This is a genomic window from Actinomadura sp. NPDC049753 (assembly GCF_040674655.1).
Classification (GTDB): Bacteria; Actinomycetota; Actinomycetes; order Streptosporangiales; family Streptosporangiaceae; genus Spirillospora; species Spirillospora verrucosospora.
This window is the reverse complement of sequence record NZ_JBFARL010000061.1, coordinates 23,141-38,784: the sequence shown is the minus strand read 5'-3', so window position 1 is coordinate 38,784 and position 15,644 is coordinate 23,141. Positions and strand designations below refer to the sequence as shown.

Sequence of the window (15,644 nt, the reverse complement as noted above, 5' to 3'; positions counted from 1 at the left end):
GCGCGGCCGGCCGCCGGGGCGCCGCTCGACACGGTGCTGCGCGACCCGCGCACCGGGCTGGCGACCGGGGGAGTCCGGCTGCCGGACGTCGCGGTGCCGACCCGGACGCTCACCGGAATGCGCGACACCGCGGGCAGCGGCGTCTTCTGCGGCCTCTACGGCGCCCGGGACCCGTGGAACGGCGGCGCCGATCCCTGGGACCGGCATGACGCGGGCGACCCGTCCGATCCGTCCCTTCCGTGGACGGCGGAGCCCGTGCTCGGCGTGCTGTACCCGACGCACGCCGACTACGTGGGCAAGGTCCGGGCGGCCGCGCAGGCGTCGGTGAGCGCCGGCCACCTGCTGCCCGAGGACGCGACGACGATCATCGCGGCCGCGGAGGGCTCCGGTATCGGCGGCTGACGCCCGCCGCCGCGGCCCCGTCCCGGAATCCGTCCGGGACGGGGCCGTCCGCACATCGGATGAGCCCGGTGGGGGAAGAGAGACGGTGGAGGTGGCGAATGCCCGGAAGGTACGGTTCGCAGTTCGGCCCTGACATCACGTTCCTCGGGGTGCCGCGCTGCACCTGGTCCGACCCGTCCACGTACGAGGACGCCGACGTGGTCATCATCGGGGCGCCGTTCGACGGCGGGACGTCCCACCGGCCGGGGACCCGCTTCGGGCCGCAGTACATCCGGCAGTCCTGCTACCTGCCCCACGATGGCTCGCGCCCGTCCCTGGCCCTGCGGGTGGACGGCCTCCGGGGCGATCTCACGGTCTACGACGCCGGCGATGTCGAGATGTACTCCGGAGACGCCGAGCGGTCCGTCCGATCACTTCAGGAGGCGGTGTACGCGGTCGCCCGTACCGGGACGATCCCGCTCATCCTCGGCGGCGACCACACGATCGCGTGGCCCGACGCCGCCGGCGTGGCCGACCATCTGGGCGCCGGACGGGTCTCGATGGTCCACTTCGACGCGCACGCCGACACGGGCGACGTGAACCTCGGTTCGCTGATCGGGCACGGGCAGCCGATGCGGCGGCTGATCGAGTCCGGGGCGGTGCGCGGCGACCGGTTCCTGCAGCTCGGCCTGCGCGGGTACTGGCCGGGTCCCGAGACGCTGGAGTGGATGTCCGCGCAGGGCATGCGCTCCTACGAGATGTCCGAGATCGTCGCCCGCGGCCTGGACGAGTGCCTGACGGAGGCGTTCGAGATCGCCACCGACGAGTGCGACGGGGTGTTCCTGTCGGTCGACATCGACGTGTGCGACCCGGGCCACGCCCCCGGCACCGGCACGCCCGAGCCCGGAGGGCTGACCGGGCGCGAGCTCCTGGACGCGGTCCGGCGCGTCACCTACGAGCTGCCGGTCGTCGGGGTCGACGTCGTGGAGGTCTCCCCGCCCTACGACAACGCCGACATCACCTCGGCCCTGGCCAACCGCGTCGTGCTGGAGGCGCTGTCGGGCATCGCACGGCGCCGCCGCGACCGGCGCGACGGGACGGAGTGGGACCCGCGCCGCCCCCTGCTCGACGGGCGCTAGCAGACCGGGCCGATGTCAGCGGCGGGCGAGGAGCCGCTCCTCCGGCGCGGCCCTGTAGGGCAGCTTGTAGTAGGCGAAGACCTCGGGTTCGGCATCGGCGAACAGCTCACCGTTGGTGTCGATCCCCGGAGCGCCCTTGACCTGTTTCTTGTCGTGCGCGACGCGGAGGTGGTCCGGGCCCAGCGTGCATCCGGCCAGCGGCACGAACACCAGGCGCTGCCGGGTCGGCAGGCCGACCCGGACCGTGGCGAACGAGGGCTGGTCGGTGAGCGTGTCCACGTAGACCGCCTCCAGCGGCCCGATCCTGCTCCCGGACGGGTCGATCACGTTCCGCCCGCGCCATTGACGGATGTCCTCGATCTCGAACATGTCCTGTCCAACCATAGGTTCCCCGAGGTATTTACCCAGCTCACAGCAGATATGCCCGGCTCACGGGTGACCGAAGGCGTGGGTCTCCCCCGGCGCGACGTACGTGGCCCGGTCAGACAGTCCCCGACGCTCCAGCTCGCGCCGGAAGTCGTCCAGGGGCGACTTCATGACGGCGTAGTCGTTGTAGTGGACCGGTACCGCGGTCGCCGGGCGGATCGTCTCGACGAGGTCCGCGCCCTGGGCGCCGTCCATGGTGACCACGAGGCCGCCGGGCAGTGTGGTGCCGCCCAGGTGGAGCACGGCCAGATCGATGTCGGGGTTGCGCCGGGCGATCTGCTGGATGCCGTCGAACATCAGGGTGTCGCCGGTGATGTAGAGGCGGAACCGCACGTCGCCCTCCGCGGGGCCGAACTCCAGGAGGCTGCCCATGACCGGCGGAAGCAGCCACTGGGCGGGGCCGGGGGCGTGCCGGCCCGGCATGGACGTGATGCGCAGCAGCGCCCCGTCCTTGACGAGGTTGTGCGCCTCCCAGGTGCGCAGGCCGACCGCGTGGCGGAAGCGGTGCCATCCCTGGAGGCGCCGGGCCGCGTGGGGCGTGGTGACGATGGGCAGCCCCCGGTCGAGCTTCGCGCGGGCGACCCGGTCCCAGTGGTCGCCGTGCAGGTGGGACAGGACGACGGCGTCCAGGCGCGGGAGGTCGCCGGCCTGGAGGGCGGGGTCGGTGAGCCGCCGGGAGGACAGCCCGAACCCGAGATAGGCCCGCTGTCCGCGATGCAGGAAGTTGGGGTCGGTCAGCAGGGTGAACGGCCCGCAGCGCAGGAGCATCGTCGCGTTGCCGATGAACTGCAGCGAGAGCTGGCGTAGCAAGAGATCCGATTCGGTTTTCATGCCTTTCCCCCTTTGGGCCGGTCATGCCCCTGAAAGGGAGCGGGAACCCCGCGGGAGAGGACGAGGGGAGTCGGGGAACCCTTGCGGAAGCGGCCCGGGAAGGGCGACCCTTGCTTCATAATTCGTGCATCACAAGTTGCGGCGAGGAGCGATGGGTGAGCGACACCGAGCAGGCTCCGCCCGGCGTTGATACCACGGTTCCGACCCCCGCCCGGATGTACGACTACTACCTGGGCGGCACCGACAACTTCGCGGTCGACCGCGCGGCGGCGGAGAAGGTCCTGGCGAACATGCCGGAGGCCGGGGACGCGGCCTGGGCGAACCGCGGCTTCCTGCAGCGCTCGGTGCGATGGCTGGCCGAGCGCGGCGTCCGGCAGTTCATCGACGTGGGCGCGGGCCTGCCGACGATGAACAACACCCACGAGGCGGCCCAGGCGGTCGCTCCCGACGCGCGCGTCCTGTACGCCGACAACGACCCGATGGTGCGGGCCCACGCCGAGAAGCTGCTGGCGGGTTCCACGGGGACGGCGTTCGTCACGGCCGACTTCCGCGACCCCGAGGGGGTGCTCGGGAACGAGGCCGCCGGCAGGATGATCGACCTGACCAGGCCCGTCGCGCTGCTGGTCGTGGCGCTGGTCCACTTCGTCCCCGACGAGGACGACCCGTGGGGCCTCGTCCGGCGGTACATGGACCGGCTCGCGCCCGGCAGCTACCTGGTGCTGTCCGCCGGCACCGGCGACCGGCAGGCCGACCGGGCCGTCGGCACGGTCAGGGACGTGTACGCCCGAACCACCGCGAGCGTCCACCTGCGGTCGCGTGCGGAGGTCGAGCGCTTCTTCACCGGTATGGAGATCGTCCCGCCGTGGGAGGGGGCGGCGGCGAAGGTCTGCTATATCGGTGAATGGGGCGCTGAGGACCCCGACGCGGCCGACAGCGACGGCTCGCGGTGGGCGTACTGCGCGGTGGCGAGGAGGGAAGGATGAGGAAGCCGTCCGTCGAGGAGCTGGGCGTCGACCCGGGCGACCTGGAGTGGCGGCGCTCGGAGACCGACGAGGGCGGCATCGAGGTCGCCTTCGCCGGCGAGTGGACGCTGCTGCGCACGTCCGGGGAACTGATCTCGGTGTTCGACGAGCACGAGTGGGCCTGCTTCCTCGACGGGGTGCGGAAAGGGGAGTTCGACCACGCCGTTTCCTGAACCGGCCAGATCTTTGTTTCACGAATTCGGAAGGCGGATGCTGATGCCGGCCCTAGGTCGAGGGAGGTGGCGCCGGTGAGCGACGCTTACGGGGCCACCATCGCCAAGCGGGGGCTGGCACGCCGCTTGAAGGAGCTGCGCGTCGAGGCCGGATACACGGCCAACCAGGTCTGCGACCGGCTGAACTGGGGACGGGGGAAGGTCGGCCGGTTCGAGGCCAACAACTGGGTCCGGCCCGAGCTCAGCGACATCCGCGACCTAGCGCGCATCTACGAGGGCAGCGATCTCGGCGAGCTGGAGGAACTGGCGGGCCGCGCCCGGCAGCGGGCCTGGTGGCGTGACTACCCCGAGGTGTTCGACAACGAGTTCCCGGGCTTCGAGAGCGACGCGTCGAGCATCCGGGTGGTCATGCCGCTGGTCCTGCCGGGGCTCCTGCAGACCCTGCCGTACATGCAGGCGCTGCTGTCGGTCGGGACGAGGACGCCGGAGTGGCGGGAGCGCGCGATGCGGGCGCGGCTGCGCCGGCAGCAGATCCTCGACCGCGGGGACGGGACGGCGCCGGAGCTGACCGCGGTCATCACCGAGGCGTCCCTGCTGTACGAGTGGGGGGACCCGGGCGACCGGCGCGCCCAGTTCGCCCACCTGCTCGCCGTCTCCGAGCGCCCGAACGTGGAACTGAGGCTGCTGCGCCTCGCCGACGGGATGCACCCGGGCATGTCCACGCTGGTCAACATCTTCCGGTTCCCCGGCGGCGAGCCGCCCATGGTCTTCCTCGAGAACGACGCGGACGTCCAGGAGATCGGCACCCCCGACGACGTGGAGGCCTATGACGAGATCTTCGAGCAGATCCGCCAGGCGGCGCTCGGTCCCGCCGACACCGCGGAGCATCTGAGGAAGTCGATCTCAATTCTGGAGTAGCACCGACATGGACCTCTCTCAGGCACGGTGGGTCAAGGCGACCGCCAGCGCCAGCAGCAACGGGGGCTGTGTCGAGGTCGCCGATCTCGACACGGCCGCGGCGCTGCGCGACAGCAGGACACCGGAGGCCGGGGTGCACGTCGTCTCCCGGTCCGTGCTCGCCGCCTTCCTCGACGACGTGCGGGCCGGCCGTTACGACCGCTGAGGCCGGGCCGCACACGAGATCCCCCAGGGCTGCACCCCTGGGGGATCTCTCATTGTGTGCGGCCCTCTCTCAGGCGCCGACCACGCTACAGCGCGCGGGGCGGGCCGTTCCGGTGTTCGCCGGTACACGCGGGGGACGCGGCGCTGAAGGGTGTTATGAGGGCATTTGGGTGTATGAGTGAACGTCTCACTCGCAGATGCAACTTTCTTGCCATGATGCGGGCCCGGCGGCGGAAGATGTGCGAGGCTACATCTGTGATTCACACATAGCGACTCGCGAAGCAAAAGGCTCATGTCGCGATTGTCTGAAATGCGAATGTCTCCGCAACCCCGAGGTGGGCGCCATGACGAAGGCCGCGACAATGTGCGAGATCCCCTGGAGACTGGAGGACGGCGGCTGCGCGGCACTGCCCCTGCCCGCCGACGACTCCATCGCCCGCGTCGCCCGCTCCCACGTCACGGCCCTCCTCCCGGCGCTCGGCCTGTCCGTCCAGGACGTCCACGACATCAAGCTCATGGTCAGCGAACTCGCCACGAACGTCCTGCAGCACGCCATGCCGCACGAAGGCGCATCGGGCGCGGAACTCTGGGTCTACCAGCGCGGCGACGGACACGGCCGCGACGAACTGGTCGTCAAGGCGTTCGACACGCACCGGGACTGGCGGCAGTCCGGCATCGCCCCCCACCGGTCCGACCACGGCCGCGGCCTGAAGATCGTCGAGCTCCTCACGCAGGGCCGGTGGGGACACCACCCGTCCCGGTCGCGGCTGCGGACGCCGGCGGCCCGCGGCAAGGCGACCTGGTTCGCCCTGCCGCTCCCGCGCACCGTCCGCCGCCGCGACGCGTGGAGGGTCGAGGGCCCCTACGCCACCAAGGACCTCCAGACCCTGCTGGGCCAGCGGGGCCTCGGCCACTTCCGGCCCGCGGAGGGCGCCGCCCGGGCCGCCCTCACCGACGGCCGCGGCCTGACCGTCTGGTGCGAGGAGGCCAGGTTCCGATGGCGCACCGGCACGGGGGAGACCGGCGGCCTCCCGGTCACCGACATCACCGAGGCCTGCGAGCGGATCGTCGAACTCTGCGAGGCCTCACCCGCCGGGTCCGGACTCACCTGATCCGGACCCGCCTGATCCGGTTCCCCGCCCGCGGCGCGCCGGCAGCCGGCGCAGGCCCACGAAGATCAGCAGACCGCCGGCCGCCAGCAGCAGCACATTCATGATCCACTCGTGGGACGCGTCCCGCAGGTACACCGTCCCCGAGCGGCCGACGTCCCGGGCGCGGGCGGTGCCCCCCTCGCGCAGGCCCTTGCCGCTGCCGTACAGGGCCACGGTGGGACGTTCCACCGAGCCGTCGTCGGAGCGGAAGGCCCCGCGCAGCGTGCACGCCTCATGGCCGGGGTGCCGGATGCAGCTCCGCTCGCGCGCGGTGAAGACGCCGGGCGTGCCCTTGCCCGCCTGCGACGCGCGCAGCACGGACCCGGCGTTGGGGATCACCAGGTACACCAGGAGCAGGCCGAACACCGCCATGAGCACGCCGAACGGCGTGACCCCCCGCGTGCGCCGGGCCGGCGCGGTCCGCGACTCTTCGAGGGTCACCGGCCGTCACGCCGCTTCGGGGACGGGCCTGCGCTGGAGCGGTACGGCGCACGAGCAGCGCATGGCTTCGCGCTCGGACGCGTTCGGCCTGCGGTGCAGGTACATCGCCACCACCATGGGGATGGTGACGAGCGTGTTGTAGAACAGGTGCAGCTCCACGCGCGGCACCAGGAGCTGGATGATGCTCGTCGGCGCGGGACGTCCGGCGATGTAGGAGTCGGACATCGCCTGCACCAGCAGCAGCAGGTGCTCGAAGTGGTGCCAGACCTGGATGCCGAGGGAGATCCCCCACCAGGTGCGGGCCCGTCCGGTGAACCCGGGCAGCAGCAGGACGAGCCCGATCAGCATGATCAGCGCGTAGCCGTAGTGCATCCACTCCGAGGTGACCAGCCACGGGAACGGCACGCCCAGCACACCGCGCGCCTCGGGCACCGGCCAGCCGAGCACCCAGATCTGGATGGCCTGGACGATGTGCTCGGCCCAGTGGGCGATGACGATGAATGCGTAGATGTTCAGGGCCGCGCGGTGGTGACGCGTGTTGAGCAAATGCACCACCGACCGCAGCCCGCCGCGTTCTTCCAGTACGTTCGCCACCGGCGATCACCTTCCACGAGATGACTGGGGACCTTCCTCATCTCAACACGTATCGCAGATGGGAACCTATTTCGAATTGCCCTTGTCGGCGTCCACAGGTGGACGGTTCCGCCGGTCCCGCCGGTCCCGCCATGGCTCGACTTATGCCATTCGATCCTGGATACTGTCGTGGCGCGATTTAGGGCACATCCCATAAAGGTCCCGCCAGCGGGACCTTTATGGATGGCGGAGCGAGTTCGTGCAGGTCACGGGCGGGAAACTTCGTCCTGTCCGGATGTCCGGCCGGTGAAAAACCTTCAACTGGGGTGTTAATCGCGGCCGGGACGGGCCCTACTCCGCGCATACTCGATGAGTTCCGGAGTGGCGCGATAACGGCGCGGTCGAACTGGTGTCCGATAGCGCCCTGGCCGGCGTGCCCCGTGTTCACGAAAAAGCGCTCCGGCGCGGGCCCATGGCGAGCCAGAACCAGAATCGCCACGGCGCTTGAATCGATGGGCGGCGCATCCGAGGTGCGGCGCGGGTTCCGCGTCGGCCGCCGCGGCTCGACCTGCGCCGGAAGGTCATGCCCATCGCTCCAGTTCGGCTTCCAGGAGGAGCCTGGAAGGGCCGACCGGAGCGGCGATGTCGCTGATCGAATCGTATTTCACGATCACTTCCTGGACGGCGGGCGGATCCATCAGGAACCGCCCCCGCGTCGTCGCCTCGTCGTACGCGAGGTCGCGCTCGTCGACCGTGAGGACGGTGATCGGCCCGTCGAGGCCCGGGTGGGCTCCCGCCTGGTTCTCGACCACGCGGAGGGTGACGTGCGGCAGTTCGCCGAGGGCCAGCAGGTGGGCGATCTGGTCGCGCATGATCTCGCGCGAGCCGATCAGCTGCGCGAGGGCGGCCCAGCTCAGGAACGCGGTCAACCGGGGCGGGGTCTCCCTGTCGAGGACGGCGGACTTGCGGGCGCTCCGCCGCTCCAGGTCGGCGTCCAGACCGTTCCCCGGCCCGGCCGTCAGCGCCGCCCTGGTGTAGTCCGGAGTCTGGAGGAGGCCGGGGATCACGGTGGGCTCCCACATGCGGATCCGGGACGCGCGCCGCTCGAACTCGGCGAGGGATAAGAGCCAGTCGCCCTCGTCCGTCATCCCGGCGAAGCCGACCAGGTTCGTGAACATCCCCCCGGTGTTCCAGACGCGGTCGACGGCCTCGGCGTGGGACGGCTTGAGGCGAAGCGTCGCGGACTCGTATCTGGAGACGGTCGAGCGGTCGCAGTCGAGGAGGTCGCCGAGAGCCTGCCCCGACATGCCGTTCGCTTCGCGGTAGCGGCGCAGATGAACCGCGATGAGATGCCACATCGAACGTGACGGGTCCAGTGAGTCCCGCGCATGCATGGCCCCTCCGGTTCATCGTGACCCATTCCGGAACGTGGCGAACCTATCGCGGAGAGTGCGGGACGCGGGTCGCATCAGCGGAAACGTCCGAAGAGGACACGCCGCCGCCCAGGGCTCCTCGGACCGGGCGATCATGGAGGTGGTCGAGGGGAAGGAGCGGCGTGAAGCGGGCTTACGTGGTGACCGGCGGCGGGCGCGGCGTCGGACGGGCGATCGTGGAGCGGCTGGCGGCGGACGGCGGGCATGTCGTCGTCGTCGAGATGGACGCGGCGGCGGTGGGCTGGGCGCGGGACCGGGCGGACGTGACGGCGGTCGTGGGGAGCGCGGCGGACGAGGAGGTCGCGGAGCGGGCCGCCGACGTGGCGCAGGAGGCGGGGACGCTCGCCGGCTGGGTCAACAACGCGGCTGTGTTCCGGGACGCCGTCGATCCGTCCCCGAAGGAGCTGCTCGGACTCGTGGCGCTGAACTTCGACCCGGCGGTGGTGGGGTCCGTGACCGCCGTCCGGCGCTTCCTGGGCGCGGGGACGGGCGGCGCCATCGTCAACGTCTCGTCGCATCAGGCGCAGCGCCCCGTGCGCGGTTCGCTGCCCTACGCCACGGCGAAGGCGGCGGTGGAGGGGCTGAGCCGCGCGCTGGCCGTCGACTACGGGCCGCGTGGCGTCCGGACGAACGTCGTCGCGCTCGGGTCGATCACCACCGAGCGGTACGAGGGCCTCCTCCGGCGGCAGGAGCCCGCGGAGGCCGCGCGCATCGAGAACGAGATGCGCCTGCTCCATCCGGTCGGGCGGGTGGGGCGGCCGGAGGAGGTGGCCGCCGCCGTCGCCTATCTGCTCTCGGACGAGGCGAGCTTCGTCAACGGCGCCGTGGTGCCCGTGGACGGCGGCCGGCACGCGGTCGGCCGCGATCCCGAGGAGGCCTGAGCACCCCGTGTTTCCCCGGACCACCTGGGACAACGCGGTAAGTGGGACGCGCTGTCGCGGCCCGCGGTTGGCGTCCGGCCCGGACATGGCCAGAACCCCCCACGGTTCGGTGAATACCGGTACATCTAGGGATTCGTCGATCGGAAGGGATGCCCTGGGGTGAGGAAGCTTCTCGTTACGGGGGCCGCCGCCGTCGCGGTGGCGGGCGGGGTGCTGGTGGCGCCGCCGGCGGAGGCCGCGAGCGCCGTGCAGATCTACCGGGTGTACTACGACTCGCCCGGGAGCGACAAGGGGTCGAACACGTCGCTGAACGGCGAATGGGTGCAGCTGTTCAACACGTCGAAGACGTCCAGAAGCTTGAAGGGGGTCAAGGTCCGCGACAAGACCGGGTACACGTACACCTTCGGTTCCTTCACCTTGAAGGGCCGCAAGTCGGTTTACCTTCACACCGGCAGGGGCTCCAACAGCGCGACGCACCGCTATTGGGGCCGGAAGTGGTACGTGTGGAACAACACCGGTGACACCGCGTACCTGCTTTACCCCGATGGCCGGGTGGCGGACAAGTGCTCGTGGGGTCGGACGGGTTCCTCGAAGTACTGCTGAACTGTCCGCGTCGCCCTGATCGCGAGCCACCGGCCCCCGGGCCGGTGGCTCGCCGCCGTTCGTGGACGGCGAGGTCCGTCAGCCGCCGGGGAGGGAGAGGTGGCGGGGATTCGCGACCGTGAGTTTGTCGGTCACCGAGGCTCGCACCGCGGCCACGACCTCGTCCATCCGGTCGTCGAGAGCGCTCGTCCGGATGGCCTCCGCGAGTTCGGCGTCGGTCGCGCACCCGAGAGGCTTCAGCCGGTTCTGATGGGCGATCCTGTGGGCCTCGCCCAGGAGGAGCTCCCTGCGGGCCATGCGCAGGGCGGACGCGGCGACGCGTGCATGGAAGCGGAGCCGGTCGTCGGGCTGTTCGGCCTGCGCGAGGAACGCGCCCACGGCGTCGATGAGAGCGTGGGCGTCCGGACGGTCGTGCGGTGCGTTGTCCGGCGCGGCCGCCCTTTCCAAGGGGTCCTGGACGGTCGTCGGCTGCGTCAACCCCAGCGCCAGCAGCAGGTCGTGCTCCTGCTCGCAGACCTTCCGGCCAAGGACGGCGTACTCGATCGACGGGTCGGAGCCGCTGAGGAAGCGCTCGGCCTGGTGGCGGCACAGGATCGTCCAGCGGAGAGTGCCGTAGACCTCCCACCAGTGGAGTTCGTCGAGCGTGGGCGGCGCGCCCCCGGCGGCGGCGTAGCCGGCGAGGAGGTCCTCGCGCGTCCCGAAGCCGCCGGCGGGGTGCGGTGAGCCGAACCGCCACGCCTTCACGCAGAGCCAGCCGAGGTCCTCGGCCGGGTCGCCGAGGTGGGTGAGCTCCCAGTCCAGGACGCCGGTCACGCCGCCGGGGGAGATCATCAGGTTCCCGTTGCGGAAGTCGCCGTGGACGACGGTCCGGCCGCGGGGCGCCGGACGGTGCTCCTCCAGCCAGCGCAGCGCCAGTTCCACCGCCGGACGGGCCTCGAACGTCGCGTAGTGCTCGGTGAGCGCCGAGAGGGCGTCGTCGTCGGGCAGCCCCGGAACGGGCGACATCGTGTGCAGCCGGGCCAGGATGCCGCCCAGCTCGCGCGCGAGGCGAGGGCGGACGCCCGCGAAGCGCTCGTCGCGCAGCAGCCGCCGCGGGATCGTCTCCCCGGACAGCCGCTCCATGACCATGTAGGGGGCGCCGTCCAGGTCGTCGCCGTGGTCGGCCAGCCCGGGGACCGGGACGCCGGCCCGCGCGGCCGAGGCGAGCAGGCCGGCCTCGCGGCCCATCGCGGTGGGGTCGAGGGAGTCGGGCGGGTCGCGGCGCAGGACGAGCGGACGGCCGTCCGCGTCGAAGGCCCAGGTCTCCCGGCTGGCGCCGCCGGACAGCCGGCGCAGCCCGGTGATCCGCGCGCCGAGCCGGTCCGCCAGCGCGGCGGCGAGGTCGCGGGTCGGTTCCATGGATCTCCTAGTCGGGCAGGCCGAGGGCGCGGACGCTGAGGGTGTCCAGGGTCTCCAGGAGGCGTTCGGCGCCCTGCGGATCGCTGCCCTGGACGATCCACAGGTACAGGGAGTGGTCGACCATCGTGGCGAGCGCGCCCGCCGCCGTCTCCGCGTCGATGTCGGACGGGACGAGCCCCTCCCGCTGCCAGCGCGCGATCACCCGCGCGGACCGTCCCACCGAGGAGGCCCGGTGCTTGCGCCGCAGCTCCTGGAACTCCTCGTTGAACGTGGCGACCTGCTCGATGATCGCCATCATCCGCGCGTTGCGCAGGTAGGCCTCGTAGTAGGCGCGGTTGGCGCGGCGGACCCGGTCGGCGGGGCCCGGCCCCGCCGACGGCACGAGCGCGTGGTCGGTCATCTCCTCTAACAGCCGGTCGGCGACCTCCAGGAACACCGCTTCCTTGGTGGGGAAGTAGGTGTAGAAGGAGCCGTAGGCGACGCCCGCGTGCCGGGTGATGTGCGCGACCCGGGTCTCCAGGAAGCCGCGCTCCTCGAAGACCTCGCGGGCGGCGGCGAGCAGGCGCTCCCTGGTCCGGGCGCCGCGCTCGGTGAGCGGCCGGGCGCCGGGGTCGTCGCCGCTGGGCATCGCCGTGGTTCCTCTCGCCGGGGGTTGACAACCCGGGAACGGTATCCGAGCATCAGGCAAGTTGATATGACTGTCAAGTCAACTTCCGTGGCGCTCTCCCGCCGCAAGGAGGTTCCATGAACACCGAGTTCGAGCTCGGCGGCATCAACCATCTGGCGCTGGTGTCGTCGGACATGCGACGCACGGTCGACTTCTACTCCGGCGTCCTCGGCATGCCCCTGATCAAGACCATCGACCTGCCGGGCGGGATGGGGCAGCACTTCTTCTTCGACTGCGGCGGCGGCGACTGCGTGGCGTTCTTCTGGTTCCCCGACGCGCCGGACGGCGTCCCCGGCGTCTCCGCCCCCAAGGGGCGGCCCGAGCAGGGCGAACTGCTCAGCGCCGTCGGGTCGATGAACCACGTCGCGTTCCACGTCCCGACCGAGAAGTTCGACGAGTACCGGCGGCGGCTCAAGGACAAGGGCGTCACCGTCAGCCCCGTCCTCAACCACGACGACAGCCCGCTGGGCGTCGCCGCCGACGTGCACGACGGCGTCTTCGTCCGGTCGTTCTACTTCCAGGACCCGGACGGGATCCTCCTGGAGTTCGCCTGCTGGACGCGCACGTTCGACGCGTCCGACGTCTCCCACGAACCGAAGACCGCCGCCGACCGGACCGCCGGGAAGGACGAGCATGCCGCGACTGCGTGAGGTCCCCCGCGCCGAAGTCACCGACGAGCAGATCCTCTTCTTCTACGACCGCCTCTTCGCGCCCGACCGCGACCCGGCCGCCGACCACGGCACCGCGACCGGCTCGCCCGGCGACTGGTGGACGGTGTTCGCCCAGTCCCCGGACGTGTTCCGGCACGCCGTCCGCGGCTTCGCCCTGTACCGGGGCGCCGACCTCGACCCCGTCCTGCGCGAGCTCGGCCAGTGCCGGGCCGGGTGGGCGCGCGGCAGCCAGTTCGTCTTCTCCCAGCACTGCAAGCAGATGCGCGCCCTCGGCATGCCCGAGGAGAAGATCGAGTCCATCCCGCACTGGCAGACGGCCGACTGCTACTCGCCCCTCGAACGCGCCGTGCTCGCCTACGCCGACTGCCTCGTCCTGGACGGCGGGCGCGTCCCCGACGGCGTCTTCGAGGTCCTGCGCGAGCACCTCCCCGAGAAGGAGATCCTCCAGCTCACCTACATCACCTGCATGTACGACATGCACGCGACGATGTCGCGGGCGCTGCGGCTGGAGTTCGACGACCGCCCCGAACCGGTCGTCGAGGTCGCGGCGCCCGAGGGGTACGGCGACCGCGACATCTCCGCCGACCTCACCGGGGAGGGCTGATGCTGTTCCCCGTGCCCGACCGCGTCCGTGACGTCCGCGACGCCGTCCACGCCTTCATGACCGAACGCGTCGAGCCGGCCGAGCCCGCCCTCAACGCGGGCGACCGCGAGAGACTCCTGAAGCTGCGCCGGGAGGCGAAGGACGAGGGCCTCTGGGCACTGGGCCACCCCGCAGAGCTGGGCGGCGGCGGCATGCCGTTCCTCGACTACGTCTACGTCAACGAGGTGCAGGGACGCAGCGAGTGGGGGCAGCTCGCCCTCGGCACGTTCACCCTCCAGGACTCGCTCATGCTGCACAGGTACGCGAGCCCCCGCTGGCGCGAGCGCTACCTCGCCCCCATGGTCGCCGGCGAGGTCTCGCCGAGCTTCGCGATGACCGAGCCCGCCCACGCCGGCTCCGACCCCACCCAGCTCAGGACGACGGCCGTCCTGGACGGAGACCACTGGGTCATCAGCGGCCGCAAGTGGTTCACCACCGGCGCCGGCGAGGCCGCCTACACCACCGTCATGTGCCGGACCGAGCCCGAGGACGCGCCCCCGCACCGCTCCTTCAGCATGATCATCGTCCCGACGGACACGCCCGGCTACGAGATCGTCCGGGAGACGCCCGTCCTCGGGCTGAACGGCGGCCACTACGAGGTCGCCTACAACGACGTCCGGGTCCCGGCGGACAACCTCCTCGGCCCGCGCGGCCACGGCTTCGTGATCGCGCAGGAGCGCCTCGGCCCCGGCCGCATCTTCCACTGCATGCGCTGGCTGGGCCAGGCCCAGCGCGCCTTCGAGCTGATGTGCGCCCGCCTGGGCTCCCGCGTCGCGTTCGGCGAGCCGCTCTCGGCGAAGCAGCTGATGCAGCAGCACGTCTTCGACTCCTACACCGAGATCCAGGCCGCCCGCATGCTCACCCTCCAGGCCGCCGAGCGGATCGACGCGGGCGACCAGGCCCGCATCGAGATCGGCGCCATCAAGGTCGTCGGCGCCCGCATGCTGCACAACGTCATCGACCGCGCCATCCAGGTCCACGGCGCCGCCGGCCTCACCGACGACACCCCACTCTCCCGCATGTACCGCCACGCCCGGGAGGCCCGCATCTACGACGGCCCGGACGAGGTCCACATCCAGAGCACCGCCAGGCGCATCCTCAAACAGCTCGGCTGAGCGGAGCGGCCCTCAGTCCCGCCGCGGCCGGCCGCGTTCCTTCGCGACCGCCTCCCGCACCGCGGGAGCGATCTCCGCGGCCCAGCGGCCGACCGACGCGATGTCCTGGGTGCCGCCCTCGGGAGAGAACAGGGTGAAGCCGGACGCCCCGTGCTCGATGACGGCGCCGGTCAGCTCCTCGACCCACTGCCCGACGGAACCGCCGATCCAGCGGCCGTCGCGGTCGCGGGTGGCCGGCAGCGGCCGGTCGGTGATGCGCCCGGGGAGATTGAACACCGTGCGGATCTCCCCGGGGGCGCGGCCGGCGGCGGCCGCCGCCTCGTCGATGACCGGCCGCGACGTCTGGTAGCGCTCGCTGAGCCAGTCCGCCGCGTGCCCGGGGATCCACCCGTCGGCCACCCGGCCCGTGGCGGCCAGGGACTTCTTCCCGACCAAGCCGGTCCACACCGGAGGCGCCGCGACTGGGGCCGGCTCGATCCGCTCCACCCGGTAGTGCCGGCCCCGATGGGTGACCGGCGGTCCCCCGCCCGACAGCTTCTTCACCAGGACGATCGCCTTCTCGAAGGCGTCCACGGCGTCGGACGGCGACAGCCGCGGCACCCCCATGTCGGAGATCCGGTCCCACAGCCCGCCCGCGCCCATGCCGAGCACGATGCGGCCCCCCGAGAGCTCCGACAGGGCCGCCACCGTCCGCGCCAGCATCGGCGCGGGCCTGGTCGGCAGGTTGGTGACGTTGGCCAGGCCGGCGAGGCGCCGCGTGCCCCCGAGGATGAATCCGATGGTCGCGTATGCGTCCAGGCGCTCGCCGATGTAGGGGTGGTCCGACAGCGAGAAGAGGTCGAGGCCGTCGCGGTCGGCCTGGCGGGCCATGCGCAGCAGCTCCGGGCCGTCGTCGAAGGTGCTGTGCGCACCGAAGCCGAAGACGAGTTCATGTACGGACAAGGCTCTGCATTTCATGTCAGGGATGTTCGCGC

The 15,644-nt window shown here is 71.5% G+C and carries 20 protein-coding genes; 12 read left to right on the top strand and 8 right to left on the bottom strand.

Annotated features, from left to right (window positions below):
- Both AB0K37_RS18095 and speB read left to right on the top strand, forming a co-directional pair.
- Positions 1-402 (top strand): alpha/beta hydrolase domain-containing protein (locus AB0K37_RS18095; RefSeq protein WP_363981976.1); only part of this gene is annotated, 402 nt, incomplete at its 5' end.
- Positions 403-500: 98 nt separating this feature from the next.
- Positions 501-1,520 (top strand): agmatinase, encoded by a 1,020-nt coding sequence (speB, locus tag AB0K37_RS18090; protein ID WP_363981973.1) that lies wholly within the window; start codon positions 501-503, stop codon positions 1,518-1,520.
- 15 nt (positions 1,521-1,535) lie between these two features.
- Here the strand turns inward: speB and AB0K37_RS18085 are convergent, their stop codons facing one another.
- Together AB0K37_RS18085 and AB0K37_RS18080 are read right to left on the bottom strand one after the other, a co-directional pair.
- Entirely contained in the window at positions 1,536-1,889 is a 354-nt protein-coding gene (locus AB0K37_RS18085) for a PRC-barrel domain-containing protein (RefSeq protein WP_363981970.1), read from the bottom strand.
- Positions 1,890-1,949: 60 nt separating this feature from the next.
- A complete protein-coding gene (locus AB0K37_RS18080) occupies positions 1,950-2,777 on the bottom strand; it encodes an MBL fold metallo-hydrolase (RefSeq protein ID WP_363981967.1) in 828 nt (275 codons plus the stop codon).
- Between the two features lie 155 nt (positions 2,778-2,932).
- Between AB0K37_RS18080 and AB0K37_RS18075 the strand changes: the two genes are divergently transcribed.
- The 5 genes from AB0K37_RS18075 to AB0K37_RS18055 all read left to right on the top strand — a co-directional run bounded on the left by AB0K37_RS18075 (position 2,933) and on the right by AB0K37_RS18055 (position 6,206).
- On the top strand, positions 2,933-3,760 hold the full coding sequence (locus AB0K37_RS18075; protein WP_363981964.1) for an SAM-dependent methyltransferase: 828 nt from the start codon (positions 2,933-2,935) through the stop codon (positions 3,758-3,760).
- A complete protein-coding gene (locus AB0K37_RS18070; protein WP_363981961.1) occupies positions 3,757-3,972 on the top strand; it encodes a hypothetical protein in 216 nt (71 codons plus the stop codon). The genes AB0K37_RS18075 and AB0K37_RS18070 overlap by 4 nt, the downstream gene beginning before the upstream one ends.
- 75 nt (positions 3,973-4,047) lie before the next feature.
- The gene (locus AB0K37_RS18065) at positions 4,048-4,890 is read left to right on the top strand and encodes a helix-turn-helix transcriptional regulator (RefSeq protein ID WP_363981958.1); all 843 of its coding nucleotides are present in this window, start codon (positions 4,048-4,050) and stop codon (positions 4,888-4,890) included.
- 7 nt (positions 4,891-4,897) lie between these two features.
- Positions 4,898-5,095, top strand: a complete 198-nt coding sequence (locus AB0K37_RS18060; protein ID WP_353833784.1) for a DUF397 domain-containing protein — start codon at positions 4,898-4,900, stop codon at positions 5,093-5,095.
- Between the two features lie 343 nt (positions 5,096-5,438).
- Positions 5,439-6,206, top strand: a complete 768-nt coding sequence (locus tag AB0K37_RS18055; protein WP_363981955.1) for an ATP-binding protein — start codon at positions 5,439-5,441, stop codon at positions 6,204-6,206.
- Here the strand turns inward: AB0K37_RS18055 and AB0K37_RS18050 are convergent.
- The 3 genes from AB0K37_RS18050 to AB0K37_RS18040 form a co-directional block, all read right to left on the bottom strand.
- Positions 6,180-6,686 (bottom strand): hypothetical protein, encoded by a 507-nt coding sequence (locus AB0K37_RS18050; RefSeq protein ID WP_363981952.1) that lies wholly within the window; start codon positions 6,684-6,686, stop codon positions 6,180-6,182. The genes AB0K37_RS18055 and AB0K37_RS18050 overlap by 27 nt on opposite strands.
- A 6-nt stretch (positions 6,687-6,692) precedes the next feature.
- Complete coding sequence (locus AB0K37_RS18045; protein ID WP_363981949.1) at positions 6,693-7,280, bottom strand: hypothetical protein; 588 nt, start codon at positions 7,278-7,280, stop codon at positions 6,693-6,695.
- Between the two features lie 560 nt (positions 7,281-7,840).
- Positions 7,841-8,653: a helix-turn-helix transcriptional regulator gene (locus AB0K37_RS18040; RefSeq protein ID WP_363981946.1), complete on the bottom strand. Its 813-nt coding sequence runs from the start codon at positions 8,651-8,653 to the stop codon at positions 7,841-7,843.
- A 161-nt stretch (positions 8,654-8,814) separates the two neighbouring features.
- Here AB0K37_RS18040 and AB0K37_RS18035 point away from each other — a divergent pair, with 161 nt between their 5' ends.
- The gene (locus AB0K37_RS18035) at positions 8,815-9,573 is read left to right on the top strand and encodes an SDR family oxidoreductase (RefSeq protein WP_363981942.1); all 759 of its coding nucleotides are present in this window, start codon (positions 8,815-8,817) and stop codon (positions 9,571-9,573) included.
- 159 nt (positions 9,574-9,732) lie between these two features.
- Complete coding sequence (locus tag AB0K37_RS18030) at positions 9,733-10,176, top strand: lamin tail domain-containing protein (RefSeq protein ID WP_363981939.1); 444 nt, start codon at positions 9,733-9,735, stop codon at positions 10,174-10,176.
- 78 nt (positions 10,177-10,254) lie between these two features.
- On the opposite strand, the gene AB0K37_RS18025 is transcribed toward AB0K37_RS18030, so the two are convergent.
- Positions 10,255-11,574 (bottom strand): phosphotransferase family protein, encoded by a 1,320-nt coding sequence (locus tag AB0K37_RS18025; protein WP_363981936.1) that lies wholly within the window; start codon positions 11,572-11,574, stop codon positions 10,255-10,257.
- Positions 11,575-11,581: 7 nt separating this feature from the next.
- Positions 11,582-12,202 carry a TetR/AcrR family transcriptional regulator gene (locus AB0K37_RS18020; protein ID WP_363981933.1) on the bottom strand — a complete coding sequence of 207 codons (621 nt, stop codon included), beginning with the start codon at positions 12,200-12,202 and terminating at the stop codon, positions 11,582-11,584.
- 116 nt (positions 12,203-12,318) lie between these two features.
- Between AB0K37_RS18020 and AB0K37_RS18015 the strand changes: the two genes are divergently transcribed.
- Genes AB0K37_RS18015 through AB0K37_RS18005 form a run of 3 tightly spaced genes read left to right on the top strand, consistent with a single transcriptional unit; the run spans position 12,319 to position 14,670 of the window.
- Positions 12,319-12,891, top strand: a complete 573-nt coding sequence (locus AB0K37_RS18015) for a VOC family protein (RefSeq protein WP_363981930.1) — start codon at positions 12,319-12,321, stop codon at positions 12,889-12,891.
- Positions 12,875-13,516 carry a carboxymuconolactone decarboxylase family protein gene (locus AB0K37_RS18010; protein ID WP_363981927.1) on the top strand — a complete coding sequence of 214 codons (642 nt, stop codon included), beginning with the start codon at positions 12,875-12,877 and terminating at the stop codon, positions 13,514-13,516. Before AB0K37_RS18015 ends, AB0K37_RS18010 begins: the two co-directional genes overlap by 17 nt.
- Complete coding sequence (locus tag AB0K37_RS18005) at positions 13,516-14,670, top strand: acyl-CoA dehydrogenase family protein (RefSeq protein ID WP_363981924.1); 1,155 nt, start codon at positions 13,516-13,518, stop codon at positions 14,668-14,670. The genes AB0K37_RS18010 and AB0K37_RS18005 overlap by 1 nt, the downstream gene beginning before the upstream one ends.
- Positions 14,671-14,682: 12 nt before the next feature.
- On the opposite strand, the gene AB0K37_RS18000 is transcribed toward AB0K37_RS18005, so the two are convergent.
- Positions 14,683-15,612: an LLM class flavin-dependent oxidoreductase gene (locus tag AB0K37_RS18000; protein WP_363981921.1), complete on the bottom strand. Its 930-nt coding sequence runs from the start codon at positions 15,610-15,612 to the stop codon at positions 14,683-14,685.
- Positions 15,613-15,644: the final 32 nt, after the last annotated feature.